Origin of the sequence: Amycolatopsis sp. NPDC051128 (assembly GCF_040682715.1) — a bacterium.
GTDB lineage: Bacteria > Actinomycetota > Actinomycetes > Mycobacteriales > Pseudonocardiaceae > Amycolatopsis.
Genome location: NZ_JBFBBN010000061.1, coordinates 21516 through 45779, shown reverse-complemented (window position 1 = coordinate 45779; position 24264 = coordinate 21516). Strand labels below are relative to the sequence as shown.

28 protein-coding genes are annotated in these 24264 nt (G+C 69.4%); 20 read left to right on the top strand and 8 right to left on the bottom strand.

What is annotated here, in order from left to right:
- Nucleotides 1–15 precede the first annotated feature (15 nt).
- The 9 genes from grpE to AB0M82_RS39775 all read left to right on the top strand — a co-directional run bounded on the left by grpE (nt 16) and on the right by AB0M82_RS39775 (nt 9672).
- Entirely contained in the window at nt 16–474 is a 459-nt protein-coding gene (gene grpE / locus AB0M82_RS39815; protein WP_364733762.1) for a nucleotide exchange factor GrpE, read from the top strand.
- Entirely contained in the window at nt 471–2309 is a 1839-nt protein-coding gene (locus tag AB0M82_RS39810) for a dynamin family protein (protein WP_364733759.1), read from the top strand. Before grpE ends, AB0M82_RS39810 begins: the two co-directional genes overlap by 4 nt.
- 102 nt (nt 2310–2411) lie before the next feature.
- Nucleotides 2412–3128, top strand: a complete 717-nt coding sequence (locus AB0M82_RS39805; protein ID WP_364733756.1) for a hypothetical protein — start codon at nt 2412–2414, stop codon at nt 3126–3128.
- A 352-nt stretch (nt 3129–3480) separates the two neighbouring features.
- Complete coding sequence (locus AB0M82_RS39800) at nt 3481–5304, top strand: phosphoenolpyruvate carboxykinase (GTP) (RefSeq protein WP_364733754.1); 1824 nt, start codon at nt 3481–3483, stop codon at nt 5302–5304.
- Between the two features lie 70 nt (nt 5305–5374).
- Nucleotides 5375–6250, top strand: coding sequence for a TIGR03621 family F420-dependent LLM class oxidoreductase (locus AB0M82_RS39795; RefSeq protein ID WP_364733751.1), 876 nt, complete (start codon nt 5375–5377; stop codon nt 6248–6250).
- Nucleotides 6251–6263: 13 nt separating this feature from the next.
- Complete coding sequence (locus tag AB0M82_RS39790; RefSeq protein WP_364733749.1) at nt 6264–7139, top strand: LLM class F420-dependent oxidoreductase; 876 nt, start codon at nt 6264–6266, stop codon at nt 7137–7139.
- Nucleotides 7136–7741 (top strand): ABC transporter ATP-binding protein, encoded by a 606-nt coding sequence (locus AB0M82_RS39785; protein WP_364733746.1) that lies wholly within the window; start codon nt 7136–7138, stop codon nt 7739–7741. Before AB0M82_RS39790 ends, AB0M82_RS39785 begins: the two co-directional genes overlap by 4 nt.
- Nucleotides 7735–9015 (top strand): hypothetical protein, encoded by a 1281-nt coding sequence (locus AB0M82_RS39780; protein WP_364733744.1) that lies wholly within the window; start codon nt 7735–7737, stop codon nt 9013–9015. Before AB0M82_RS39785 ends, AB0M82_RS39780 begins: the two co-directional genes overlap by 7 nt.
- Nucleotides 9016–9093: 78 nt before the next feature.
- Nucleotides 9094–9672, top strand: a complete 579-nt coding sequence (locus tag AB0M82_RS39775; protein WP_364733741.1) for a hypothetical protein — start codon at nt 9094–9096, stop codon at nt 9670–9672.
- On the opposite strand, the gene AB0M82_RS39770 is transcribed toward AB0M82_RS39775, so the two are convergent.
- Together AB0M82_RS39770 and AB0M82_RS39765 are read right to left on the bottom strand one after the other, a co-directional pair.
- Entirely contained in the window at nt 9669–9941 is a 273-nt protein-coding gene (locus tag AB0M82_RS39770; protein WP_364733739.1) for a helix-turn-helix transcriptional regulator, read from the bottom strand. The genes AB0M82_RS39775 and AB0M82_RS39770 overlap by 4 nt on opposite strands.
- A gap of 129 nt (nt 9942–10070) precedes the next feature.
- Nucleotides 10071–11690, bottom strand: coding sequence for an alpha/beta hydrolase (locus AB0M82_RS39765; protein ID WP_364733738.1), 1620 nt, complete (start codon nt 11688–11690; stop codon nt 10071–10073).
- A 190-nt stretch (nt 11691–11880) separates the two neighbouring features.
- Here AB0M82_RS39765 and AB0M82_RS39760 point away from each other — a divergent pair, with 190 nt between their 5' ends.
- Nucleotides 11881–12159 (top strand): DUF3311 domain-containing protein, encoded by a 279-nt coding sequence (locus AB0M82_RS39760; RefSeq protein ID WP_364733736.1) that lies wholly within the window; start codon nt 11881–11883, stop codon nt 12157–12159.
- Nucleotides 12156–13799, top strand: coding sequence for a monocarboxylate uptake permease MctP (mctP, locus tag AB0M82_RS39755; RefSeq protein ID WP_364733734.1), 1644 nt, complete (start codon nt 12156–12158; stop codon nt 13797–13799). The genes AB0M82_RS39760 and mctP overlap by 4 nt, the downstream gene beginning before the upstream one ends.
- Here the strand turns inward: mctP and AB0M82_RS39750 are convergent.
- On the bottom strand, nt 13796–14398 hold the full coding sequence (locus AB0M82_RS39750) for a hypothetical protein (protein ID WP_364733731.1): 603 nt from the start codon (nt 14396–14398) through the stop codon (nt 13796–13798). The two genes, mctP and AB0M82_RS39750, sit on opposite strands and share 4 nt — an antisense overlap.
- 96 nt (nt 14399–14494) lie before the next feature.
- Here AB0M82_RS39750 and AB0M82_RS39745 point away from each other — a divergent pair, with 96 nt between their 5' ends.
- Nucleotides 14495–15070: a peroxidase-related enzyme gene (locus AB0M82_RS39745; RefSeq protein ID WP_364733729.1), complete on the top strand. Its 576-nt coding sequence runs from the start codon at nt 14495–14497 to the stop codon at nt 15068–15070.
- On the opposite strand, the gene AB0M82_RS39740 is transcribed toward AB0M82_RS39745, so the two are convergent.
- The 3 genes from AB0M82_RS39740 to AB0M82_RS39730 all read right to left on the bottom strand — a co-directional run bounded on the left by AB0M82_RS39740 (nt 15067) and on the right by AB0M82_RS39730 (nt 17817).
- Nucleotides 15067–15993 carry a helix-turn-helix domain-containing GNAT family N-acetyltransferase gene (locus AB0M82_RS39740; protein ID WP_364733727.1) on the bottom strand — a complete coding sequence of 309 codons (927 nt, stop codon included), beginning with the start codon at nt 15991–15993 and terminating at the stop codon, nt 15067–15069. The two genes, AB0M82_RS39745 and AB0M82_RS39740, sit on opposite strands and share 4 nt — an antisense overlap.
- Before the next feature lie 222 nt (nt 15994–16215).
- Entirely contained in the window at nt 16216–16377 is a 162-nt protein-coding gene (locus AB0M82_RS39735) for a hypothetical protein (protein WP_364733801.1), read from the bottom strand.
- A gap of 249 nt (nt 16378–16626) precedes the next feature.
- Complete coding sequence (locus AB0M82_RS39730; RefSeq protein WP_364733725.1) at nt 16627–17817, bottom strand: ATP-binding protein; 1191 nt, start codon at nt 17815–17817, stop codon at nt 16627–16629.
- A gap of 178 nt (nt 17818–17995) precedes the next feature.
- On the opposite strand from AB0M82_RS39730, the gene AB0M82_RS39725 reads away from it, so the two are divergent.
- Entirely contained in the window at nt 17996–19393 is a 1398-nt protein-coding gene (locus tag AB0M82_RS39725; protein ID WP_364733722.1) for a recombinase family protein, read from the top strand.
- On the opposite strand, the gene AB0M82_RS39720 is transcribed toward AB0M82_RS39725, so the two are convergent.
- Nucleotides 19388–20044, bottom strand: coding sequence for a hypothetical protein (locus AB0M82_RS39720; protein WP_364733720.1), 657 nt, complete (start codon nt 20042–20044; stop codon nt 19388–19390). The genes AB0M82_RS39725 and AB0M82_RS39720 overlap by 6 nt on opposite strands.
- Before the next feature lie 133 nt (nt 20045–20177).
- Nucleotides 20178–20645 (bottom strand): hypothetical protein, encoded by a 468-nt coding sequence (locus tag AB0M82_RS39715; RefSeq protein WP_364733718.1) that lies wholly within the window; start codon nt 20643–20645, stop codon nt 20178–20180.
- 201 nt (nt 20646–20846) lie between these two features.
- On the opposite strand from AB0M82_RS39715, the gene AB0M82_RS39710 reads away from it, so the two are divergent.
- The 7 genes from AB0M82_RS39710 (at nt 20847) to AB0M82_RS39680 (ending at nt 24243) form a co-directional block, all read left to right on the top strand.
- The gene (locus tag AB0M82_RS39710; protein ID WP_364733716.1) at nt 20847–21224 is read left to right on the top strand and encodes a hypothetical protein; all 378 of its coding nucleotides are present in this window, start codon (nt 20847–20849) and stop codon (nt 21222–21224) included.
- Nucleotides 21221–21406: a hypothetical protein gene (locus AB0M82_RS39705; protein WP_364733713.1), complete on the top strand. Its 186-nt coding sequence runs from the start codon at nt 21221–21223 to the stop codon at nt 21404–21406. The genes AB0M82_RS39710 and AB0M82_RS39705 overlap by 4 nt, the downstream gene beginning before the upstream one ends.
- 127 nt (nt 21407–21533) lie before the next feature.
- Nucleotides 21534–22196 carry a hypothetical protein gene (locus AB0M82_RS39700; RefSeq protein WP_364733711.1) on the top strand — a complete coding sequence of 221 codons (663 nt, stop codon included), beginning with the start codon at nt 21534–21536 and terminating at the stop codon, nt 22194–22196.
- Entirely contained in the window at nt 22196–22342 is a 147-nt protein-coding gene (locus tag AB0M82_RS39695; protein WP_364733709.1) for a hypothetical protein, read from the top strand. The genes AB0M82_RS39700 and AB0M82_RS39695 overlap by 1 nt, the downstream gene beginning before the upstream one ends.
- A 151-nt stretch (nt 22343–22493) precedes the next feature.
- The gene (locus AB0M82_RS39690) at nt 22494–22970 is read left to right on the top strand and encodes a hypothetical protein (protein ID WP_364733706.1); all 477 of its coding nucleotides are present in this window, start codon (nt 22494–22496) and stop codon (nt 22968–22970) included.
- Nucleotides 22967–23545, top strand: coding sequence for a hypothetical protein (locus tag AB0M82_RS39685; protein WP_364733704.1), 579 nt, complete (start codon nt 22967–22969; stop codon nt 23543–23545). The genes AB0M82_RS39690 and AB0M82_RS39685 overlap by 4 nt, the downstream gene beginning before the upstream one ends.
- Nucleotides 23545–24243 carry a hypothetical protein gene (locus tag AB0M82_RS39680; protein WP_364733702.1) on the top strand — a complete coding sequence of 233 codons (699 nt, stop codon included), beginning with the start codon at nt 23545–23547 and terminating at the stop codon, nt 24241–24243. The genes AB0M82_RS39685 and AB0M82_RS39680 overlap by 1 nt, the downstream gene beginning before the upstream one ends.
- The last annotated feature ends 21 nt before the right edge of the window (nt 24244–24264 follow it).

The following is a 24264-nucleotide window of genomic DNA, read 5'->3' as shown; positions in this document are numbered from 1 at the left end:
CGCCAGACTGTCGGCATGGCGTGGTTTCGCAAGGAGGGAACCGGCGGCGGGTCCGTCGCGTCGGACACCGATGTGCACCCCTTGCAGCAGCAGGTCGGGACCGTGTCTTCGTCGGGGCTTCGCCCCGAGCCGGGGGCTCTGCCACCCGGAACCCCCGAAAAGACGGCCGCCCTCGAGCGTGCCCTCGCCGATCGCCAGGCCTTGATCCAGATGTGCCTCTACGCGCTGGACCGCGCCCGCAGCGGTGGCGTGGTCGAACGCCTCGAAGAAGGGCTCGCCGCGATCGGCGTCCAGGCCCTGCGGCCCGACGGCGAGCGGTTCGACCCGGCCCGCCACGAGGCGGGCGGCGCGATCCCGACCGACGACCCGGCGCTCGACGGCGTCGTCGCGGAAACCGAGGTCACCGGCTTCGCCGACCACGACCGGCTGCTGCGGGCCCCGATCGTCACCGTCTACGCGAAGAAGACCCCGTGAGCGCGCCCACCGCGCCGAGCCTGCCCACGCAGGTCGCGGCGGCGCGAGACCAGCTGCTGACCGTCGTCCGCGACGCCGATCCGGCCGCCGCCAGGTGGGTCGAGGACATCCGGAAGGCCCGGCCCAAGAAGCCGTCCGTCGTGGTCGTCGGCGAGACGAACCGCGGGAAGAGCTCGCTGGTCAACGCGCTGCTCGCGCGGCCGGGACTGTCCCCTGTGGACGCCGACGTCGCCACCGCCACCTACCTGGTGTTCGACCACGCCGACGCGTGGGGCGCGCAGGCCTGCTACCCCGGTCAGCTCGCGCCGGTGCCGATCGACCTGGGTCAGCTGATCCACTGGGTGTCCGCCGCGCACGAGCTGCCGCCGGGTCAGATTCCGCCGCGGTACGTCGAGGTCACCGGGCCGGTGCCGCTGCTGGAGCGGCTTTCGCTGGTCGACACGCCGGGCGTCGGCGGGCTCGACTCGATGCACGGCGAACTCGCCAAGGAGGCCGCCGCGGGCGCGACCGCGCTCCTGTTCGTCGTCGACGCCTCGGCGCCGTTCACCGCCACCGAGCTGCAGTTCCTGCGTGACGTCGGCGAGCGCGTCGAAACCGTGGTGTTCGCGCTGACCAAGGTGGACATGTTCCGCGGCTGGCGCGAGGTCATGGCGGCTGACCGGCAGCTGCTGGCCCAGCACGCGCCCCGCTTCGCCGACGCGGTGTTCCACCCGGTGTCGGCGCGGATGTTCGAGACGGCGGCGAAGGCGCCCAACGAGCAGATGGCCGCGATGCTGCGCGAGAAGTCGGGCATCGCGGCGGTGCAGGCCGCGTTGCAGGAACTCCTCGTCGGCCGCTCGGCGATGCTCGGCGAGGCGAACACGCTGCGCGCGCTGTCCAGCGCGCTGGGCGAGCTCAAGGCGAAGCTGCAGGCCGAGAGCCGGGCGCTGTCCGCGGGCGAGGCCGAGGCGGAGCAGCTGCGCGAACGCCGTGACCAGCTGCAGGCCGAGCGCCGGACGTCGACCCGCGGCTGGCAGCTGAAGCTGCGCGGCGAGGTGCAGCGCACCCGCGTCGAGGTCGGGCACGAGAGCAGCCGGCAGATGCGGGACGCGCAGACCCACTTCCGCCAGCTGATCGACGCGGCGAAGCGGGACGACCTGGCCGCGCTGCCGCAGCAGGTCGACATCGCGCTGCAGACGACGTCGCAGCGGATCTCGATGCTGCTCTCGCAGCGACTGAACCAGGTCACCAACGTCTCGCTGTCGGAGCTGTTCTCCCCCGAAGAGCTCGACGTCATCCGGGCACAGTTCGCCAGGGCGGGCGGTCCGCCGGTGGTGCTGCGCCCGCCGGACAAGAAGCCACCGACGGCCGAAGACAAGCTGCTCGTCTTCATGGGCATCTCGGGGGGCGTCGGCGCCGGCAAGGTGGCCGCGCTGCCGCTGGCCGGCGTCGCGATCCTCAACCCCGTGGTGCTGCCCGCGACGATCATCATCGGCCTCGGCGCCGGCTGGTGGATGGCCCGCACGCGCAAGCACGCGGCCGACAAGCAGCACATGAAGCAGTGGCTGGTCGAGGCCATCGCGGACGCGCGCTCGACGCTCGACCAGCTGGTCGCCGAGCAGCTCATCGAGGCCGAGCAGCAGCTGTCGATGGCGCTGGACGAGGCGCTGGGCCGGCGCATCGACGCGATCGAGGCCGAGCTGAAGGAAGTCGACAAGACGATCAAGATGGGCGCGCAGGAGCGTGCCAAGAAGATCGCGATCGTGTCGAAGCGGCTCAAGGAGGTCAGCGACGGCCGCGAGCGCGCCGAAGCCTTCCTGACGCGCATCCGGGCCCTCCGGGACAAGACCGCCTGAGCACCCGTCCGGTTGTGAAGCGGAACCGAACGGGCCTACGGTGAGTCATACCCGCAGACAGCAGGTCGGAGACGTGTTACCCGGTTCGAAGGGGGAAGTTCCATGTGGGTCGACGAGAGTGGCGGCAGCGACGCCGAGGCCGGCAACCCGGACGCGTTGACCGTCCACGTCGACGGCCAGGAGTACCAGGCCGAGGTCAACTACGACCTGAACGAAGACGGCGTCAACGACACCGCGATCATCGAACACGACGACGGCACGGCCCAGGCCTTCACCGACACCAACCACGACGGCGAAGCCGACCAGTACGCCGTGCTGGACGAGACCGGGCACGTCGTCGAGCAGGCTGTCTACGACGAGGCGAGCGGCCAGTGGGTGGAGGCGGGTGGCGGGGGCCACGACGACTCCGACACCGGTGGCCGGGACGACAGCTCCGGCGGCCACATCCACGCCGACCTGCCGGACGGTGAGGTGGACGCGGGGGTCGCGACCATCGACACCGACCACGACGGACACAACGACACCGTCATCGTCGAGACGAAGAGCGGCGGCACGATCGCCTTCACCGACAAGGACGGCGACGGCGAAGCCGACATCGCGGTGCAGACCGGCGCCGACGGCTCGACCACGACGTTCGAGCACTCCGGCCCCGGCCAGTGGACCGAGGTCTCCAGTGGGCTGATGGACGGCGGCGCCGGCGGCGAGCAGCCGGCCGGCGACCCGGCGGGCGACGCCGAGTGGGGCGGCGCCGGCACGCAGACGCTGGAAGGCGTCGCGCGCATCGACTCCGGCACCGGGCAGTGGATCTCACCCAACTGAAAAAGTAACCCACGTCACAGTTTGAAAGCCCGGCGCACAAGCGCCGGGCTTTCTTCATGTCGAAAATGAAAACGACCAGGTCACAAGTGTGACTGCGCCCACCGGAAGATTTTCGGCGAATACCCCGTTCCGGTGACGTCTGAATCGATTCCCTTATCGTTCTTGTGAGAGAACGTACACGTCAGCTCTCGGTTACCTGCCGGTCATGCGGCTACGCTCGGGGAATCCCAAAACACGCAATACCGGTTCGCCAGCCGGTGTGCGAAGCCATTCGGTCGCCGGCAATGAGGCCCGCACCAGGACAGCGTCGTTCCGGTGCGGGTTCTTTTGTCGTCGGAAGTCAGGAGTAGAGATGACCGCAGTCGCCATCCCCGGACTGGACACCGCGCCGACGACGCACACTGGCGTGCTGTCCTTCGTCCGGGAGGTCGCCGAGCTGACCACCCCGGACCGCGTGGTGTGGGTCGACGGGTCAGCCGAAGAAGCCGCCAGGATCAACCAGGAGCTGGTCGAAGCCGGCACGTTCGTGCAGCTCAAGTCGAAGCCGAACTCCTTCTGGGCCACTTCCGACCCGAACGACGTCGCCCGCGTCGAGGACCGGACCTTCATCTGTTCGGAGCGTCCCGAGGACGCCGGTCCGACCAACAACTGGATGGACCCGGCCGAGATGAAGGCCACCATGACCGAGCTGTTCCGTGGCTCGATGCGCGGTCGCACGATGTACGTCATCCCGTTCTGCATGGGCCCGCTCGGTGACGAGAACCCCAAGCTGGGGATCGAAATCACCGATTTCGCCTACGTTGTCGCGTCGATGCGCGTGATGACCCGCGCCGGTAAGGCGGCGCTCGAGAAGTTCGTCGCGCCCGACGGATCCGAGCGTGAATTCGTGCCCGCGCTGCACTCGGTCGGCCACCCGCTCGAACCGGGCGAGAAGGACAGTTCCTGGCCCTGCAACGAAACGAAGTACATTTCGCACTTCCCCGAGGAGCGCGCGATCTGGAGCTACGGCTCGGGTTACGGCGGCAACTCCCTGCTGGGCAAGAAGTGCTACTCGCTGCGCATCGCTTCGGTGATGGCGCGCGACGAGGGCTGGCTCGCCGAGCACATGCTGATCCTCAAGCTGATCTCGCCCGAGGACAAGGTCCACTACGTCGCGGCCGCGTTCCCGAGCGCCTGCGGCAAGACCAACCTGGCCATGCTGCAGCCGACCATCCCGGGCTGGCGCGCCGAGACCCTCGGCGACGACATCGCCTGGATGCGCTTCGGCGAGGACGGCCGCCTGTACGCGGTCAACCCCGAGTTCGGCTTCTTCGGCGTCGCGCCGGGCACCGACTGGCACACCAACCCGAACGCGATGCGCACGATCGAGAAGGGCAACACGGTCTTCACGAACGTCGCCCTCACCGACGACGGCGACATCTGGTGGGAGGGCATGGAGAACCAGCCCGCCCACGCCACGTCGTGGAAGCAGCAGGACTGGACGCCGGACTCGAAGGAAAAGGCCGCCCACCCGAACTCGCGCTACTGCACGCCGATGTCGCAGTGCCCGATCCTCGCGCCGGAGTGGGACGACCCGAAGGGCGTGCCGATCTCGGCGATCCTGTTCGGCGGCCGCCGCAAGACCACGGTCCCGCTGGTGAACGAGGCCCGCGACTGGCAGCACGGCGTGTTCATGGGCGCCACCATGTCGTCGGAAACCACCGCCGCGGCGGCCGGCGCGGTCGGCAACGTGCGCCGCGACCCGATGGCGATGCTGCCGTTCCTCGGCTACCACGCCGGTGACTACTTCAAGCACTGGCTGAACCTGGGCAAGAACGCCGACGCGAACAAGCTGCCGAAGATCTTCTACGTCAACTGGTTCCGCCGCGGCGACGACGGCCGGTTCCTCTGGCCGGGCTTCGGCGAGAACTCGCGGATCCTCAAGTGGGTCCTCGAGCGGGTCGAGGGCCGCGGCAACGCCGTCGAGACGCCGGTCGGCTTCGTGCCGCGCGCCGAGGACCTCGACACCGAGGGCCTCACCGAGCCGCTCGAGGACATCCAGGCGGCCCTGGACGTCAAGCCCGAGGAGTGGCGCGAGGAGCTGCCGCTGATCGAGGAATGGTTCGACAAGATCGGCGACCGGGTGCCGGCGTCGCTGCGTGACGAGCTCGACGCGCTGGCCCAGCGTCTCGGCTGAGCTTTTTGAACGGAAGGGGACGTCCCGCGCGGGACGTCCCCTTCTTCCGTTCCCCGGTAGCTTCGGGTCCATGAGACCGTTCCGGTTCGGCGTCGATCTGGTGGTGCCCCGATCCCGGGCCGAGTGGGTGGAGAAGTGCCGGAAGGCCGAAGACCTCGGCTACGACGTCGTCGGCGCGGCCGACCACCTCGGGATGGCGCCGCCGTTCCCGGCGCTGGTGCTCGCGGCCGAGGCGACCGAACGGGTCCGGCTCAACACCTTCGTCATCAACGCCTGCTTCCACAACCCGGTGCTGCTCGCGCGGGACGTCACGGGCACCGACCAGTTCACCGGCGGCCGCCTCGAGCTGGGGCTCGGCGCGGGGTACGTCGAGGCGGAATTCCGCGCGGCCGGCATCGAATGGGGCACGCCTGGGCAGCGGTTCGCGCGGCTGGAGCACGCGGTCACCGAGCTGAAGCGGCGGTACGCCGACCCGGAGCACAAGCCGGAGCCGGTGCGGAAGCCCGGTCCGCCGCTGCTGCTCGGCGGGCGCGGCGACCGCGTGCTGAAGCTGGCCGCCGAGCACGCCGACATCGTCGGGTTCACCGGCACCGCCGGGGCCAAGACCGAGGGCCGGATGGCGCTCGCGAACGCCGCCGAGCTCACCGGACGCGTCGAGTTCGCGCGGAAAGCTCTCGGTGACCGCGACGCCGAGCTGAACCTGCTGGTCCACGTCACCCGGATCACCGGCGACCGGCGCGCGGCGCTGGACTTCGTCCACCGGCGGGTGCCGGACCTCGGCGTCGACGAGCTGGCCGAGCTCCCGACCGTCCTCGTGGGGTCCGCGGAAGCGGTCGCCGACCAGCTGCTGCGCACCCGCGAGACACTCGGGATCAGCTACTTCACGGTGATCGAGGACGATCTCACGCGGCTGGCCCCGGTGATCGAGCGACTGCACGGCCGATGAGTATCTTGGTCATATGACTGGGGATTTCCGCTTCGGTGTCAACATGGTCGTGCCGGACAGTCGCGCCGTCTGGGTCGAGAAGTGCCGCAAGGCCGAGGACCTCGGCTTCGACGTCCTCTCCGTGGCCGATCACCTCGGCATGGCCCCGCCGTTCCCGGCGCTCGTGCTCGCCGCCGAGGCCACCGAGCGGGTCAAGGTCAACACCTTCGTGCTGAACACGCCCTTCTACAACCCGGTGCTGCTCGCGCGCGAGGTCACGGGCACCGATCAGTTCACCGACGGGCGGCTGGAGCTGGGCCTCGGCGCCGGGTACGTCAAGGCGGAGTTCGAGGCCGCCGGGATGCCGTTCCCACCCGCGCGCGAGCGCGTCGACCACCTCGAGCGGACGATCACCGAGCTCAAGCGGCGGTACGCGGACCCGGAGCACAAGCCGGCGCCGGTGCGCCCGGCCGGGCCGCCGCTGTTGCTCGCCGGCCGCGGCGACCGGATCCTGACCCTCGCCGCCGAGCACGCCGACATCATCGGCTTCACCGGCACCGCCAAGACGCCGGACGGCGCCGCGGTGGTCCCGGCGAGCGCCGAAGATATCGAAGAGCGTGTCAAGTTCGTCCGGGCGAAGCTCGGTGACCGCGAGGCCGAGTTCAACCTGCTCTGCCACTTCGTGAGCATCACCGACGACCGCGCGTCGGCGCTGGAGGAGCTCGCCAAGCTGACGCGGGGCGCGCTGAGCGTCGACCAGCTCGCCGAGGTCCCGACCGCGCTGGTCGGCTCGCCCGCCGAGGTCGCCGAGCAACTCCACGCGCACCGCGAGCGCTTCGGCCTGACCTACTACACCGTGCTGGAGCACAACATGGAGCAGTTCGCCCCCGTGCTCGAACACCTCCGATGATCGACGCGACGGGCATCGGCGTCCGGGCCGGCGAGCACTGGCTGTTCGACGACCTGGACTTCTCCGTCGACCCCGGCGAGTGCGCCGCGATCGTCGGGCCGAACGGAGTCGGCAAGTCGACCCTGATGCGCTGCTTCTACGGCATGCAGAAGCCACAGCGAGGACGCGTGCTGGTGGACGGCAAGGCGCCGGACGAGCGGGACGTCGAGTTCCGCCGCAAGGTGTCCGTGCTGTTCGACGACTCCGACTTCTTCGCCGAGCTGACGCCGCTGCAGCACCTGGACCTCCTCTCCGGTTCGTTCGGCGCCGACCTCGGCGACCACGAGGACCTGCTGCGCGACGCCGGCCTCGGCGAACGCATGCGCGTCACGGCCGGGCACTTCTCCGCCGGCCAGCGCCGCCGGCTGCTCCTGCTCGGCGTCACCGCGCGCCCCCACCGGGTGCTGCTGCTCGACGAGCCGGAGCGCGCGCTGGACGTGGCGGGCAAGGACTGGCTGGTGGAGCTGATCGCCCGGTCGACGGCGGCCGGCGCGGCGGTCGTGGTGGCCACGCACCACCCGCCGCTGCTGGAAGCCGCGGACAGCGTCCTCGAACTATGGTGACACTGGCGCCGCGCCGGATGCGGATCCCCGGCCGCAAGCGGTTCGGCGGGATCTTCAGCGGCGACACGGCGAGCTTCGTCTTCCTGTTCGGCTTCGGGTTCCTGTTCACGGCGTTCTTCCACGTCGACGCCTGGCGCCCGGCGGTCTACGGCTCGTCGCGGGTGGACTTCCCGGCCGTCCTCGGGCTGCTCACGCTGTGCTGCGCGGTCGGCTGGCGCGGCCTGCTCCGCCGCGGGTTCGCGTGGGCCGAGCCGGCCGAGCTGACCTGGCTGGACTTCGCGCCGGTGGACCGCGGACGTGTCGTCGCGTTGCGGCTCCTCGGCGCCTGGACCGGCGTGGTGGCGGTGACCGGTTATCTGGCGGCGCTGCTGCTCGCCATCGGTGGTGCCGGGCTGGACCAGTGGCGTGCGGCCGTCGCCGTCGTCGCCGCGTCGGGAGTCGTGGCCTTCGTAACGGCGCGGCGGACGGCTCTCCGGCTCGACGCGTTCGGCCCGTTGGTGCTCGCGGTGCTCGGGCTGGGGATCGCCGCCTTCGGCCTCGGCCCGGTGACCGTGCAGGTCGTCGCGGCCGGGGTGCTGGTCGCGGCCCTGCCGCTGGCGTTCGGCGGCGAGCCGGTTTCGCGCGCGGGCCGGGCGGTGCTGCTCGCCGGCTGGGACGGCCGGGTGCTGCGCTCGGTCGCCGTCACCTTCCTCGACCCGATGATGCTGCTCCCGTCGTCCGCGCCGATCGGGCGGTTTTCGCTGCGCCGCCCGACGCCGCTGCGGCTGGCCTGGGCGGGCACGCTCGGCCGGTCGCGGTACGCGGGCGCGGCGGTGCTGGTCGGCTTCGCGGTCGTCATCGCGCACATCGCGGTGCCCACGATGCCGGGCGCGGTCCTGGTCGGCATCGGCGCGTACGTCGCGCTGACGCCGTTCGGCGGCGGGCTCGGCGAGCTCTGGCGCAACCCGGGACGGCGCCGGTGGCTGGGGTCGGGGAACCGCGAGCTGGTGCTGGCCCACGGCCTCGTGCTGGCCGGCGTCGGCCTGCTCTGGGCCGCGCTGCTCGCCGTGGTCACCCTGGCGGCCGGGACGTCGTTCGCCGTCACCGCGTGGTTCGCCGTGCCGCTGTCGGTGCTCTCGATCCTCCGCACGGTCACCCGCGGCGCGATCGACTACGGCAACCCGGCGTTCGTGGACACGCCAATGGGTCCGCTGCCCGCCAACCTCGTTCGTCAGCTCTTTCGGGGGCTCGACCTGCAGATCTTCGGTCTGGTGCTGCTCTCCGCGATCACCTGACAGGGCGGCATTCGGTCGTTCGGCGCATCCTCCTGGCCCGTTCGCACGTTACCCTCGGTACAACGAAGGGAGCAGCCTGTGGGCGGCGGACACGCACCGGGGGTCAGGCGCAGAGCGACGAGCGAATTTCCGCCCGGCTGGAGCGACGAACACATCATCTCGGTGATCAAGGACGTCGCGAACGACCCCAGCGAGGCCAGGCGCCGGCAGCAGAACGGCCGCTGGCGGTGCGCCGGCGAGCGGTTCAACGTGCACCTCATCGTGCTGGTGGAGGAGAACGGGCACGTGCACACCGGCTACCCGGTGGCCGGGCCCGGCGTGATCCGCAACGCCGACAGCGCGCGCGACCCGGCGAACCCGACGGTCGCCGACCTCAAGGAGAACCGGATCAGCTTCTTCGCCGACTCCGTGCTGACGACGGTCGGAAGCCGGCTCAGGCCGGAGGACTACACGCAATACCGCACGCTGCTGTGGGCCGGCGAGTGGGAGGAGCTGGCCGACGTGCTGGCCGCGCACGCCGTCAAGGTCGGCCTGAACTTCTCGGCCGACGAGTTCTCCGACTTCGAGAGGCTGCTCAACAGCTACGACCTGCCGGTCCCCGGCTGCGCGTTCCTCAACGACCGGGATCACATCCTGCGGCAGCTGCGTCCGGTCTAACTCGCCTGGGAAAGCGGTGGTGACGCGGCGGGTGTGACGGTCGCTCGCAGTTCGTCGAGCGGCAGGCCGACGGCGTCCGCGATGGCCGTGACCGTGAAGAACGCCGGCGTGGGGATGCGGCCGGTCTCGATCTTCCGGAGCGTCTCGACCGAGATCCCGGCCTCGGCCGCGACGTCGACCATGCTCCGGCCGGCGCGCGCCGTCCGCAGGGCCTGGCCGAGGCGTTCGCCCCGTTCGCGCTCTTCGTCGGTCAGCGGCACTCGCACCATGGCGCCGATTCTAATACCACTTCTGATCCCACTCGGAGTTGTCCACCGCCTGTGGACAACTCTGTGCACAGGTGTGGAAAAGGCCCCGCCGAGCCGAAGCTCGACGGGGCCCCACCACATCTAGTGCCCTCAGGCGCCCGCGGGCACCGGAAGTGGCATGCCGGGCAGGCGCTGGTCGTTCGGCACGACGCCGTCGACCAGGTAGGCCTCGACGACCTTGTCCACACCCGCGTTGCCGCCGGCGTAGATGCCGTGGTCACCCTCACCGGTGATCGTCAGCATCCGCGAACCCGCGAACGCCTGGTGCGCGCGCTTCGCGCCCTCGAGCGGCGTCGCCGGGTCGTGCTCCGACTCGACGATCAGCACCGGCGGGACACCCTTGCCGTCCAGCACGGGCAGCGGGGACGGCGGCTTCTTCCAGAACAGGCACGGCTGGATGAACCAGCCGGCGCCGAGCAGGGGCAGCTGCTTGTCGATCAGCTTCTGCGAGTCCCTGATGGCGCTGTTCGTGGTGCCGGTCCACGGACCCTCGTTGCACGGGATGGTCCAGAAGCTGGCGTCGTAGGAGTCGCCGTCGGTCGGGACCATCAGCGGCTGGGCGCCGGAGGTCTCGGTGCTCTTGTCGGCGGCCTTGACCTTCTGCGCGGCCGACGCCTTGGCCTGCGCCGACGCGGTGCCCTGGGTCAGCGTGCGGACGCTGACCAGGTAGTCGGCCAGGCCCGGGAAGGCCCGCTTCGAGTAGATGCTCGACGCGATGGCCGAGTCGAGGCCGTTGGCCGAGACGGTCGAGCCGTCGGGCAGGGTGACCGCGCCCTGGGTCAGGGCGTAGCGGACCTGCTCGTAGGTCTGGCGGGCCGCCTCGCCGGTGGTGCCGAAGTGGTAGAGCTTGTCGTACTTCGCCACCCACGGGAGGAAGTCCTGGCGGAAGCGGCGCTCGAAGCCGAGCGGCTGCCAGTCGAACGACTTCTGCCAGGTCGTGGTGAACTCGACCGCCGAGTCGAGCACGAACCGGCCGGTGCGGGTGGGGTACGCCTGCGCGTAGTGCGCGCCCATCCAGGTGCCCGCCGAGTAGCCGACCCAGTTGATCTTGTCGCGGCCCAGCAGCACGCGCAGCAGGTCGATGTCCTTGACCGTCTGGTCGGTGTTGATCAGCGGGCCCAGCTCGCCGGACTTCTGCTGGCAGGACAGCGCCGCGTACTTCGTCGCCTGCAGGATCAGGTTCAGGTTCTGGCGGTCGCGGTCACGCGGGTCGAGGTCCGAGCCGGTGCCGATGGCGCCACCGCAGGTGATGTTGGTGCTCTTGCCGGTGCCGCGCGGGTCGAACCCGACGATCTCCTGGTGCTCGCGCAGCTTCTGCTGGTTGCGCAGGCGGGCCGGGAAGTTGCGGCCGGGCGCGCCGGGGCCGCCGGGGTTGGTGACGACGCTGGCGGTCGCGTCCTTGGTCGCCTTCAGCCTGCTGACCGCGATGGTCAGGTCGATCTGGGCGTTCGCCTGGTACCAGTTACGCGGCGTCTTGTAGGTCGCGCACTCCATGTTCTCGGCGCCCGCGGGCGGGGCCGTCGGCAGTTCGGCGGGAACCGCGCACTTGTGCCAGTCGAGCTTCTGGTTCGCGTATTGAGGCGGGATGTTCGTGGAGTTCAGCGGCTGCTTACCGGCCGCGACCTCCTGACCTGCGAACGCAGGAGTGAACCCGGCCAGCAGGGTGCCTGCGATTGCCGGGATCACCACCGCGTAGCGGAGTCGAGTCATTCAGTTGCCCCTATCGGGTATGCGCGTGCGGAGTCGGGTTATTGATATCGGCCGCGTACCGGCGGGGCAACCCACGTTCGTCGGAGAGCTTTTCCGCGTGGCGATCAAATCGATACCGGACCGACGTGACGCGCCGTCACCGAGGTTCTAAGGTCAGGCGGTCGGTTACGGGAGTGTTAGGTGAGGTCCGATGTCGACTGTGAAGCACGACGGAAAGGTCCGCGGGTTCCAGTTCAGCCCGTGGAATCTGCTTCTGATCGTCCCGCTGCTGGTCCTGGTCACGCCACTGTTCAACATGGACGGTCCACGGCTGTTCGGGCTGCCGTTCTTCTACTGGTTCCAGTTCCTCTTCGTCGGGATCGGGGTGCTGAGCACCTGGATCGTCTACATGATGACGCGGGAGAAGCCGACCGTTGACGCCCCGGACAAGCTGAGCGTCGAAGACCTGGACGAGGGGGACGCTCGATGAGCAACCTGCAGTGGCCCGAGCTGATCATCTTCACGATCCTGTTCGCGCTGGTCACCGTCCTCGGCTTCATGGCCTCGCGCTGGCAGCGGGGCAGCACGCTGGACCACCTGGACGAGTGGGGCCTCGGCGGCCGCAAATTCGGCTCGTGGATCACCTGGTTCCTGCTCGGCGGTGACCTCTACACGGCGTACACGTTCGTCGCGGTGCCCGCGCTGGTGTTCAGCGCCGGCGCGCTGGGCCTGTACGCCCTGCCGTACACGATCGTCGTCTACCCCATCGTGCTGCTGCCGGCGCTGCGGATGTGGTCGGTCTCGCGGGTCCGCGGCTACGTCACCCCGGCCGACTTCGTGCGCGGGCGCTTCGGCTCGCCGATCCTCGCGCTGCTGGTCGCGATCACCGGCATCGTCGCGACCATGCCGTACATCGCGCTGCAGCTCGTCGGCCTCGAAGCCGTGCTGCGGACGATGGGGATCAACGGCTCCGGCATCGTCGGGCACCTGCCGCTGCTGGTCGCCTTCGTCATCCTGGCCTTCTACACCTACCAGTCCGGCCTCCGGGCGCCCGCGCTGATCGCGTTCGTCAAGGACATCCTCATCTACATCGTGATCCTGGTGGCGATCATCTACCTGCCCTCGAAGCTCGGCGGCTGGTCGCACATCTTCGACACGGCGGTGGCCAAGTTCGACAAGACGCCGTCGAAGGCCGACGGCATCCTGTTGACCGCCAACAACCAGCTGCAGTACGCGACGCTGGCGCTGGGTTCGGCGCTCGCGCTGTTCCTGTACCCGCACTCGCTGACCAGCGTGCTGGCCTCGCGCGGCCGCAGCGTCATCAAGCGGAACATGGTCGCGCTGCCGGCGTACTCGCTGGTGCTCGGCCTGCTGGCGCTGCTCGGGTACGTCGCGATCACGGCAGGCGTCAAGCCGCTGACGAACGCGGCGACCGGCAAGCCGGACGGCAACACCATCGTCCCCGTGCTGTTCGACAGCACCTTCTCGTCCTGGTTCGCCGGCATCGCGTTCGCCGCGATCGGCATCGGCGCGCTGGTGCCGGCCGCGATCATGTCGATCGCCGCGGCCAACCTGTGGACGCGCAACATCTACAAGGAGTACATCCGCAAGAACGCGACTCCGCAGGAAGAAGCGAAGCAGGCGAAGCTGGCTTCGCTGGTCGTGAAGCTCGGCGCGGTGGCCGTGATCATCCTGATCGACCCGCAGTTCTCGATCGACCTCCAGCTCATCGGCGGCGTGCTGATCCTGCAGACGCTGCCGGCCGTGGCGCTGGCGCTGTACACGCGCTGGTTCCACCGCTGGGGCCTGATCGCGGGCTGGGTCGTCGGCATCGGCTGGGGCCTGATCATGCTGTACGGCATCCCCAACCCGGCCAACGGAAAGCTGCACTTCGGCGGTTCGGCGCTGCCGCTGGGCAACCTGTCCTTCTTCGGCTGGCACCCGTTCGCGGGTTCGCAGGTGCAGATCTACGTCGGCTTCGTGGCGCTGATCGGCAACCTGGTGGTCGCGGCGATCGTCACGGTGGTCGCCCGGCAGCTGAAGGTGTTCAACGGCACCGACGACACCGAGCCCGAGGACTACCACACCGACGAGCACGACAAGAACCTGCGCCCGATCGGCGTCCACTAAGGACGGTTCTTGAGGACGAGCACCCGCGAGACGAGCCAGAGCACCACCCCGTTGAGCAGGTGCCAGAGGAAGTGCGTGCCGGCCGGGACGTAGTCGCACACGTCCCGGTCGACCGCGCGCAACGACAAGGAAAGCGCGAAGATCGCCCCTGCCACGGCGAAGTGCGCCCAGTAGGCGTCACGCTCAAAGGCGAGTACGGCTGCGAAGGCCGCTAGGCCGATGAGTGCGCTGAGGTAGAGACCGCCACCCAGCAACGCCGTGACAACGGTGAGCGCGAGGAACGCCGGCGCGGCGAGCCAAGCGAACCGCCGGCGGCAGAACGCGCGGGTGAGCAAGACGGCGTACACCAGAGCGAAGACGAGAATGCCCACCGAGTCCCCGACGGCGGCCCAGCGCGTCGCGAGCAGGTGGAAGACGGTGCTGGTGGCGAACACGAGCCCGATGAGCGCGGCGAGCAGCCGCCCGGTCCGGTCCCCCGCGGCCAGCCGCCAGACCAGCACGGCGGCGACGAGGAAGGCCAGGTTGGTGAGACTGTTGAGCGGTTCTCCCCAGAGCCCGGGCGCGACCCGTTCGCAGTACCCGTCGACGTAGTCCGTCACGGGAACAGCCAACCACGGCTAGCGTGGAAGCCTGTGACAACCGGGGCTTCGCCCCGGGCCGGGGGCTTCGCCACCCGGACCCCCGAAAGGAGTTCGATGAGCGACGCGGTGAGCCGGTTCCCGGTGACGGAACTCGAAGATCTGCCCGACGACCTGCGTGAGCGCGTCGGCGCGATCGCGGAGAAGTCCGGCTTCGTGCCGAACATCTTCCGCGCGCTCGGCCACCGGCCTGCCGAGCTGCGCGCGTTCCTCGACTACCACGACGCGCTGATGGAACGCGCCGGCGGACTCAGCAAGGCCGAGCGGGAACTCGTCGTCGTCGCGACGTCCGGCGCCAACCACTGCACGTACTGCGTCGTCGCGCACGGCGCGATCCTGCGGATCCGTGCCAAGGACCCGGAGCTGGCCGACCGGGTGTCGGCCAACCCGTGGCAGGTGGAACTGGACGAGCGCGGCCGCGCGATCGTCGACCTCGCGCTCGCCCTCGCCCAGGACTCGGCATTGTTCGGCGAAGGCGACCTCGAGGCGGCCCGCAACGCTGGCCTGACCGACGACGAGATCTGGGACGTCGGCGCGATCACGGCGTTGTTCGCGATGTCGAACCGGCTCGCACACCTGACCGCGCTGCGCCCCAACCCGGAGTTCTACCTGCTCGGCCGGGTGCCGCGCTAGAACTCGAGCCGCCACTCCTGGCGGGTCATCGCCGGCCCGAAGCCGTCGTACGGTTCTTCCCGGACGAGTTCGAACCCGGCGGAGCGGTAGATCGCGTGCGCGGCGGCGAGCGCTGACATCGTCCACAGCTCCATCGCCCGGTAGCCGTGCGCCTTGGCGAACTCGACGCACTCGGTGACCAGCCGCTTGCCCACGCCGTGACCGCGTGCCGACGGCTCGAGCAAAAGCAGCCGCAGCTGGGCGATGTCGTCGTCGGCCCGGCCGCAGCCGACGCTGCCCACGCGTTCGCCGTCGAGCTCGGCGATCCAGAACGCCTGCCGCGGATCGTCCTGGCTGTCGGCGAAGCCGGCCACGACGCGTGCGACAAGACCCTCGAACCGGGCGTTGAAGCCGTACTCGCGGGCGTAGAGCGCGCCGTGACGGTCCACCACCCAACCGAGGTCACCCGGTCGTGGCGGACGGAGGACGAGGGCCGGGTCGCGACGGCGGTCGCCGACCAGGTCCCCGATCGTGCGCATCGCCGTCAGCAGGCGCTGCTGGTCTTCGTCGGCGAAGCGGCCCAGCAGCCCGCCGATCTGCTCGGTGGACCGGCGGTTGAGCACCGCGAACGCGTCCCGGCCCGCCGCGGTCGGCCGGACGAGCTGGCGGCGGGCGTCCTCGTCGGACCGTTCGCGCACGATCAGCCCGCGTGACTCGAGGCGGGCGAGCAGCCTGCTGGCGTAGCCGGCGTCGAGGTCGAGGCGTTTCCGCAGCTCGGTCACCGGCATGGGGTCCTGGTGGGCGAGCTCGAAGAGCACCCGGGCTTCCGGCAGCGAGTACTCGGCGTCCGCCGGTCCTTCGTCGAGTACGCCGATGACCGCGGTGTAGAGCCGGTTGAAGGCGCGGACCGCGGCCACCCGGCCGGCGAGCTGTACGTCGTTCATTGACCACCTCAACAAGTTCGTTGACGAAGTCAAATATTACTGCGCACGTCGGCGCCGGCAAGGGAGTTTCGGGGAAATGGGAAACCCCGTGATGCTGCCAGGTCGGGGGTCCGCCAGCATCACGGGGTCGTACTGGGTATCGACGCCACTTCGCGAGGCGTTACACCGCGCGCACTATGTGGCATAGGTCACTCGAATGGGTGACCGCTACGGGGTGAGAGATCAGCGCATGTAGCCCGAGCGAGCCTGCGCGATCGCGATGAGTTCCTGACGGACCGTCGCGGTCGCGGCGGTGTCGATCGCCCGGTTCAGCGCCCGGCGAGTACGGGCCTCGGCGCGGTGGGCACGGAGCTTGGCGGCGATGTTGTTCATCGGTTTCTGCATCCCCTTCGAGGGTTCTTGGTGGCTTGTAGCTCTAGTATGCACCTTTTTTCACAAGGATTCCAATGAATATCCGGTGACCTGGCGCACTAGCCGATGAATCATCGGCAAACGAGGCGTCAAACCGGAGAGACTAAGGTGGCGGCGGTCACGGCGAGGCAACCCGCTACCGATGTCTAAGGTTATCTAGCAATTTTCCGATACTTGGCTAGCGACGCTGATAGACCGTGAGAGAGCCGGAGAACGGCCAGGTCAGTCGCGGCCGAGCAGGTAGTGGCCGAAGTGCGGGACGGTGAAGGCGATGTGTCCCCGCTCGGCGGAGTACACGAGGCCCTTCTTCATCAGGCTGTCGCGCGCCGGCGACAGGGACGACGGCTTCCGGCCGAGGAACACGGCGACGTCGGCGGTGCCGGCGGGCTCGTCCCGGCCCTGGGTCAGCTCGGCCATCGCGAGCAGGTACTCGCGCTCGGCCGGTGTCGCCCGCTCGTAGCGCGAACCGAAGAAGCCGACGGCGAGCTCCGACTCGGCCTCCGGCGCGGCGACCTGGACGTCCTTGACCGTGATCGGATCGGACGGCGCCGCGTCCCAAGCCGCCTTTCCGTAGGCCTGGATGAAGTAGGGGTAACCGCCGGACGCGTCGAAGAGCGCGTCGAGGGCTTCGGGCTCGATGCCGGCGTCTTCGCGCTCGATCGGCGCCATCACGGCGAAGTCGGCGTCCTCGCGGCTGAGCCGGTCGATGCGGGCGTACCGGAAGAGGCGCTCGGAGTAGGACTTCGACGCCGAGAGCACGGCGGGCACGTGCGGCAGCCCGGCGCCGACGACCACCAGCGGCGCGCCGGACTGGGACAGCTCGTGGCAGGCCGCGCACAACGCCGAGACGTCGTCCGGCTGCAGGTCCTGGATCTCGTCGATGAGCAGCGCGACACCCGTGCCGACGTCCGCGGCCAGTTCGGCGACGTCGGTGAACAGCTCGACGAGGTCGATCTCGATGTCCCCGGAGTCGGCGCGCCCCTGGGCGGCGGGCACGTCGATGCCCGGCTGCCAGCGGTCGCGCAGCTTGGCGTCGGCCTTGTTGGCCCGCAGGGCGAACGCTTTCAGGACCCCGAGGACCTCTTCGACGCGGTCGGGCGCGCGGTGCCGCACGGCGAGGTCCCGGATGGCCCGGTGCAGCGCGGCGGAGAGCGGCCGCCGCAGCTCGGCGTCCGGCCGCGCCTCGATCTTGCCGGCCCCCCACTTGTGCCGGACGGCCATCGCGCGCAGCTCCCCGAGCAGCACGGTCTTGCCGACGCCGCGGAGCCCGGTGAGGACGAGACTGCGTTCGGGTCTCCCCCTGGCGACCCGCTCCAGCACCACTTCGAACGCCTTGAGCTCACGCTCGCGCCCGGCCAGCTCGGGCGGCCGCTGCCCGGCGCCCGGTGCGAAGGGGTTGCGGATGGGGTCCACTCTGCCAAGCTATCGGCGTATCTAGCGCGAGCCCGATATTCCGCCATAGACGTCTAGCGCGTGTCGCCCCAGGTTCGACCGGATGGCCGTACATAGAGACGAACAGGTCTGCAGGCAAGTTTCGTAGGACCCTGTTAGGCTCGAAAGTATGAGAGTTCACTCGTCCGGGCTAGTCGCGGTGCGCTACAACCGGGTCTCTGACGACAAGCGCAAGCTGTCGCGGTCGGTCCCCGAGCAGAACGCCGAGGGGCTGGCGGTCACGGTAGAGAACGGCTGGATCGACGGCGGCAGCTTCGCCGACCCCGACATGTCGGCGTCGCGGTTCGCGAGGAAGAAGCGGCCGGACTGGGTGAAGCTGGTCGACGACGTGCTGCCCTCCGGCAAGGTGCACGTGCTCGTGTTTTGGGAGCCGGCCCGCGCGAGCCGGGTGCTGTCCACGTGGGCGCTGTTTCTCGAACGCTGCCGCGACCTCGGCGTGCTGATCCACATCACCAGCCACGAACAGACCTACGACATGACCAAGCCGCGCCACTGGAAGACGCTCGCCGACGACGGTGTGAAGGCCGTTTACGACAGCGAAGAGACGTCGCTGCGCATCAAGCGGGACGTGCGGGGGCACGCCGCGACCGGCCGCCCGTATGGCGGGATCTTGTACGGGTATGCGCGGATCTACGACAAGATCACTAAGGACTTCGTCGAACAGGTGATCGTCGAAGAGGAGGCCGCCGTAGTGCGCGAAGCCGCCGACTGGATCGGCGCGAAGAAGTCGCTCAACAGCCTGGTCCAGCACCTGCACGATAAGGGCATCCCTTCGCCAGCTGGCCGCGAGTGGTGGTCGACGGTGACGCTCAAGAAGATCGTGCTCAACCCAGGCTACCTGGGTAAGCGGGTGCACCAGGGCGCGGTCTTCGGGCCGGGTGTCTGGCCGGCGATCCTGACGGAAAAGCAGCACCTCGACTGCGTGGCAGTCCTGAAAGCCGAGGGGCGAGCGCAGGAGCGTGACGGCGCGGTTAAGCACCTGCTGTCTGGGCTGATGTTGTGCGACCGCTGCGAGGGCGTACTGCGGGTGACGCCTGCTCACGGCGTCAACTACTACGCGTGCAAGAAGCGGTGCGTTGGGGTGCGGCAGGCGGAGATCGAGCCGTTCATCTGCGACGTCGTGTTTGGCCGAGCTGGCCGCGAGGACTTCGCCGAGCTGCTGGCGACGAAAGCAGGCGCCACTGACGCAGCGGAACACGAGCTGGAAGCGCAGCGGCTGCGCGCCGCCTTGGAGGGGTACTACCAGCAGGCCGAGCCGACCGTGCCCGAGGATGAGCGGTTGACGCCCGGCGGACTCGCACGGATGGAACGCCACTACCTACCGCTGATCGAGGCAGCTGAACGAAAGGCGAAAGCGTCGCGCGTGCCGCCGGTGCTTCGCGCGATCGCTGGCCCTGGCCTGCGCGGTCGCTGGCCAGGGTTCGACATCACCCAGCAACGCGAGGTGATCCGCACGCTGATGGCTATCCGGGTGCTGCCTATCGGGCGCGGCAAGCGCGCCGCACCGGAGGATCGCACGCTGATCGACTGGCTATAGGCAGAGGTCGAGCACGACCAGGTGAAGCCCGGGCACGCATTGCCGGCTCGCCGTGGTCGTGGCGGTGGTGATGGTCGTGGCGGTAGCGGTTTCTCCGGGCGTGGTCGTCGTCTCGACCGTTGCTGAGGACATCGACGGTGAGCCGGTCGGCGTGTGCGTCGTCGACGGATCCGGCATGGTCCCGTCGCCGTCGGGCGGTGTCGAAGCTGGCGCAGTCGTGATGCCGCTGGGAGTCGATGACGTCGCGATCGGCGGTTCCCCCGTTGCACCCGGCGTAGTGGGCGCGATCGAGTCGGTAGGCGGCGGAAGCGCTTCAGGTGGGCGCTCAACTCCGCCGCCAGGACTGCTGGCGACCAAGGCGACGACGACACCGCCGGCGGCGGCGAGACCTGTGGCCGCCGTTCCGACGGGGTGATCCTTCACCCGTCTCCAGGCCAACGCGAGGCCGGCGACGAGCGGTGCGAAAACGGCGACTACGCGGAGATGACGCCTTCTGCCGTCGCCATCCGGCGGAGGGTCTTCGAGGAGTGCGCGCGCCTGCATGTGACCTTCGAGCCAGCGGCGCGTATCACGCAGGTACCACAGCGCATATCCAGCGATACCCAGCGCAATGAGCGCCACCACCCCCAGGAGGATTACGAAAAACGCCATACATGCACGTTGCGCGCTAGTTAATCCGCGTGCGAGCGCTTTACGCGATTTCCGATTGGAGTCCACTCGGATGGACCAATCGGCGTAAATCATTCACCACTCTTGCGTAGCAACTAGACGTCTGGCCAACCGGTCAATCCCCGTAGCGGCGTGCCTGCCTTGCTCGATGCTGGTCGATGTAGGACCAACGTTCTTCCTCCGACAGCGCCGAGATCGCCCACAGTTGCCGCTCGATGTCGTCGCGGAGTTCAGGACCGGGCGGCGCGGCGGACGCTGAGTCGACGAGCGAGAGATGGGGCACGCCCGCGTTCTCGGTCGGCGGGATCGGGCCATCTTCGAGGATCACGCGTGGCGTGTCTTCGGTCCACCCTGGCAAGGCGCGCCCCACGGCAAAGAGGATCGACTGACCGACGCCCGGGTCGCCCTGCTCCAGTAGCTCCAGACTGCGGACGTTGAGCTTGATTCCGGCCGCCTTGGCGGCATGAACGAACGGTGGCCGGTACTGGTAGCCGGCCGCCTCGCGCGCCTTCGTGACAGCATCGCCGAGCCGCGCTCGCGCTTCCGCGCTGTAGTTCGCAGTCCGCAACCGCTTGCCTGCCATGTGCGCATTGTGCCGCATGGTCCCGCATGGGGCTAGCTTCGCCGGCCCCTTCTGGTGACCGCGCCGTCCATGGTTACCCCTAGTCAGTACTCGTGACATGCACGCATGGTACCGCATGACACCGCATGTTGTGAACCCGTTACGCGGGTTTATGCGGTGCAATGCTTGACGGTGCGCCGCATGATCCCGCATGATCTCCGTATGCCCCTCCTGAACGGACCCAAGGTGCGGCACCTTGCCGCCGCCCTTGGCTGGGACCTCCCCACGCTCGCCACGAAGGCCAAAATCCCGGTTCGAGCGGTGCAGAACTGCACCCGCGAGCGACGTCCCCAGCCCATGCACCTCACTCGCATCTACGCCCTTGGTCGCACGCTCGCCGAGGAGACCGGCGAGGACTACCGCGCGGTTACCGCCGAGATCGTGGACGAGTCCACGGTGGCCGCCGAGATCCTGGCCAATGCCACGGGCGCCGGTAGCCAGCCCGACAAGGAGCAACCGAAACGCGAGCCCACGGGACCCGCGCGACGGCAGGAGAAGACCACAGGCCCGAAGCGTCCCGCCGAGGACGTCGCGGCATGACGTCGTCACTGGCCACCGAGAAGACGCACGGTGCCCGCATCCGCCGTACGGACGGCGAGACCCGCGACGAGTTCATTGCCCGCCTGGTGGACGCGGCTCCCCCACTGACCGAGGCGCAGCGCGCGCGGCTACGGCCGGTCCTCGCGCCGGTCCGCGCGGTCGCGTTGGTGCGGGCCGCCTGATCGGCCGGCGCGCCGGGTGCTGACGCGTTCCGCCCGGCCCGCCGGTGCACCACCCGCAGAAACGAAGACGCCCGCCCCGTGCTGGAACACGAGACGGGCTGACCACCAGAGAGATCGGACCTCCCTGATGACCGAACCCGACCTTATCGACTGGCTCGACCCGAGAACAAACGTCACCGCCGACAACGGCTACACGACCACGCAGACCCCGGAGTACGACTCCCCGCCGATCCTGCCCGACCGGGACGAGCCGAAGGCGCCCGCGAAGCCGGGAGAAAAACCGAAGCCCTGGTGGCGGCAGTTGCCACCTCGACACGCGAAAGCGGGCCGGTGCTCGCAACACCGGCCCGCCTTGATCACGAAAGGCAATGCCTTGACCAGCACGGAGACTACAACACCGGGCGGACGGCACCACGCGTCCGCCGCCGCGGCCACGCTGCCACTGATCACCACCCGCGGCGTGCGGCGCCTCGACGACACGGTGCCGCTATCGCGGATCGACGCCATGGGGAACACCGCGCTCGACATCGCCGCCGACCTGTACCGGCTCGGCGCTTGGGTCCTGCCACTGGTGCAGATGGACCGCGACCAGTGCACGCACTGCCGGCAGATCGGGCACGGCACCGTCGTTCGGTTCTACCCGGCCCCCGACCCGGCGCAGCGGTTCGCCCGCACGTCGGTGCCGGACGCGTGCGGGCACTGCGCACCCGGTGTGCTGCGCGAGCTGCTCGACGAAGCCGGTGGCCGAGACGTGCACGTCGAGGTCTGGCACCCGCGGGCGGTCGCCTGATGGGCATCGTCCGCAAGGTCAAGAACTCCGCGCGGTGGATCGAGAACATCGCCAAGTTCGAGGCACCCCGCCCGGAAGACGCCGACGAATCCGAACCGCCCGCCGACCAGCAGGCCACCGCCGACCAGTCGAGTGAGGCGCAGTGACCGCGCCCGCCCGCGTGCAGCTTCCGTGCGGACGCTGCGGCGTTCCCCGACCCGTGATCAGCGGCCTGATCGCCTGCTCGTGCGTCGGCCCCGGATTCATCTTCCAGCCCCACCCCCGCCCCGAGACCAACGCTCCGAAGGGAACCAGTCGATGACCACCACCGAGAAGCCGTTGCACGTGCAGCGGGCCGAGGCACTGCGGGCGCAGGCCGCGGGAATCCTTCGGCTGGCCGACATGGTCGAGGCGAACCCGGAACTTCCGGCGGAGTACCTCAAGCCGAGCAAGAAGATCACCGTCACCGCCTGGTACGCCAGCAGCCCGGCGCAGCTCGCTGCCATCGCGCGGGCGGGCATGGCTCACGGCGCGAAGGTCGACAAAGACATCGTGGGCGAGGACATCTACAGGCTGCGGCTGTCGTGGGGCTGGTTCACCGCTGAAGCGCTCGCTCAGCGCGGGGAAGTGTGCGAGCGGGTCGTCACCGGCATCGAAACCGTCACCAAGACCGTGCGGGACCCGGCCGCGCTCGCCGCCGTGCCGACGGTCGAGGTCACCGAAACCGTCGAGAACGTCGAGTGGGTGTGTCGGCCGCTGCTGGCCGCCGAATCCGCAAAGGACGGTGCCGAGTGAGCGACCTGTGGTTGAAGGTGGCGGCCCTGAGGATGGTCAGCGACCGAGCCGTCGCCGCATACGAGTCGGTGCGCGCGGCGGCGGAGAAGGTGCTGCCGCGCGGCGCGCGCTGGCCGGTCGAGGTCGACGGGGTGAAGGTCGGCACCGTCTCGCGCTCGGCGCCGGGGAAGGTCGCGCAGGTCACCGACGAGGCCGCGTTCACCGCATGGGCGAAGGCCCACTACCCCGACGACATCGTGCCGGAGATCGACATCATCGGCACCGACGAGCAGGTGAAGGCCGCGCTCTACGAGCACGAGCGTTCCCGCGACCTGGTGAAGCTGCGCGAGAAGGTCAAGCCGTCGCTGCGGGCCAGGGTGATGGAGGCGTCCGCGAAGTACGGCGCGCCCGCCGGGCCGGACGGTGAACTCGACATCCCCGGTATCACGGTGACGGCGTCGGCGACGTCAACGGTGTCGTTCCGCACGGCAGACGGCGCGTACGACGTGCTGGCCGCGATGGTGCGCGCTGGGCAGATCGAGGTACCGGACCTGCTCGCCGACCCGGCCGCAACCACCGCGGGCGGCACCGCCTGATGATGACGCCCGAAAAGCTCGCGGAGCTGGCCGCGCCGTTCCCGCCCGAGGCGGTCGGTATCCGGCCGCAGGTGTGGTGTCCGGACTGCTGGGCCCGTGACGTCGAGTGCGCCGAGCACGTGGTGAAGCCGTGCGCGGAGTGCGGTACCACCGTGACCGAGGCTCACGACGATGTCGAGTACGTCGGGCACGCGTGGGTCCGTGAGCGGCTGAACAAGGTGGATCCCATGTGGAATTGGGAACCGCTGGCCTACGACGCGGACGGCTTGCCGATGTTCGACAGGTTCGGCGGTCTGTGGCAGAAGATCACGGTCTGCGGGAAGACCATGCTCGGCTACGGCGACGCACCGAACCAGCGCGGCAGCCGCGCGGTGAAGGAGACCATCGGCGACGGGCTGCGCAACGGAGGCCAGTCGTTCGGCATCGCGTTGTCGATGTGGCAGCAGCGGCGCCCGCCCCGGGCGGTGCAGCCGGCCGGACCAAAGCTGACCGACGAGCAGCGCGCGGCGCGGCTCCGGGACCAGATCAAGCGGTTCCAGAAAGGCAAGGGAAAGACCTTCGCCACGGTCGTGAACGGCTTCGACCAGTGGGCGGCAAAGGCCGCAGCGGACGCGGGGCAGACCGAGGACGTAGCCGTCTTCCGCACCGCCGGGCCGGACCTGCTCACCGCCTACAAGAAGCGCCTAGGCATCAAGTGAACATCAAGACGTGCAAGGACA

Excerpts from the sequence above, each read along its gene's own strand:
- grpE (WP_364733762.1), top strand. The coding sequence starts at position 16 with ATGGCGTGGTTTCGCAAGGAGGGAACCGGCGGCGGGTCCGTCGCGTCG.
- AB0M82_RS39805 (WP_364733756.1), top strand. The coding sequence starts at position 2,412 with ATGTGGGTCGACGAGAGTGGCGGCAGCGACGCCGAGGCCGGCAACCCG.
- AB0M82_RS39800 (WP_364733754.1), top strand. The coding sequence starts at position 3,481 with ATGACCGCAGTCGCCATCCCCGGACTGGACACCGCGCCGACGACGCAC.
- AB0M82_RS39795 (WP_364733751.1), top strand. The coding sequence starts at position 5,375 with ATGAGACCGTTCCGGTTCGGCGTCGATCTGGTGGTGCCCCGATCCCGG.
- AB0M82_RS39790 (WP_364733749.1), top strand. The coding sequence starts at position 6,264 with ATGACTGGGGATTTCCGCTTCGGTGTCAACATGGTCGTGCCGGACAGT.
- AB0M82_RS39785 (WP_364733746.1), top strand. The coding sequence starts at position 7,136 with ATGATCGACGCGACGGGCATCGGCGTCCGGGCCGGCGAGCACTGGCTG.
- AB0M82_RS39780 (WP_364733744.1), top strand. The coding sequence starts at position 7,735 with ATGGTGACACTGGCGCCGCGCCGGATGCGGATCCCCGGCCGCAAGCGG.
- AB0M82_RS39770 (WP_364733739.1), bottom strand. The coding sequence starts at position 9,941 with ATGGTGCGAGTGCCGCTGACCGACGAAGAGCGCGAACGGGGCGAACGC.
- AB0M82_RS39765 (WP_364733738.1), bottom strand. The coding sequence starts at position 11,690 with ATGACTCGACTCCGCTACGCGGTGGTGATCCCGGCAATCGCAGGCACC.
- AB0M82_RS39760 (WP_364733736.1), top strand. The coding sequence starts at position 11,881 with ATGTCGACTGTGAAGCACGACGGAAAGGTCCGCGGGTTCCAGTTCAGC.
- mctP (WP_364733734.1), top strand. The coding sequence starts at position 12,156 with ATGAGCAACCTGCAGTGGCCCGAGCTGATCATCTTCACGATCCTGTTC.
- AB0M82_RS39745 (WP_364733729.1), top strand. The coding sequence starts at position 14,495 with ATGAGCGACGCGGTGAGCCGGTTCCCGGTGACGGAACTCGAAGATCTG.
- AB0M82_RS39740 (WP_364733727.1), bottom strand. The coding sequence starts at position 15,993 with ATGAACGACGTACAGCTCGCCGGCCGGGTGGCCGCGGTCCGCGCCTTC.
- AB0M82_RS39735 (WP_364733801.1), bottom strand. The coding sequence starts at position 16,377 with ATGCAGAAACCGATGAACAACATCGCCGCCAAGCTCCGTGCCCACCGC.
- AB0M82_RS39720 (WP_364733720.1), bottom strand. The coding sequence starts at position 20,044 with ATGGCGTTTTTCGTAATCCTCCTGGGGGTGGTGGCGCTCATTGCGCTG.
- AB0M82_RS39715 (WP_364733718.1), bottom strand. The coding sequence starts at position 20,645 with ATGGCAGGCAAGCGGTTGCGGACTGCGAACTACAGCGCGGAAGCGCGA.
- AB0M82_RS39710 (WP_364733716.1), top strand. The coding sequence starts at position 20,847 with ATGCCCCTCCTGAACGGACCCAAGGTGCGGCACCTTGCCGCCGCCCTT.
- AB0M82_RS39705 (WP_364733713.1), top strand. The coding sequence starts at position 21,221 with ATGACGTCGTCACTGGCCACCGAGAAGACGCACGGTGCCCGCATCCGC.
- AB0M82_RS39700 (WP_364733711.1), top strand. The coding sequence starts at position 21,534 with ATGACCGAACCCGACCTTATCGACTGGCTCGACCCGAGAACAAACGTC.
- AB0M82_RS39695 (WP_364733709.1), top strand. The coding sequence starts at position 22,196 with ATGGGCATCGTCCGCAAGGTCAAGAACTCCGCGCGGTGGATCGAGAAC.
- AB0M82_RS39690 (WP_364733706.1), top strand. The coding sequence starts at position 22,494 with ATGACCACCACCGAGAAGCCGTTGCACGTGCAGCGGGCCGAGGCACTG.
- AB0M82_RS39680 (WP_364733702.1), top strand. The coding sequence starts at position 23,545 with ATGATGACGCCCGAAAAGCTCGCGGAGCTGGCCGCGCCGTTCCCGCCC.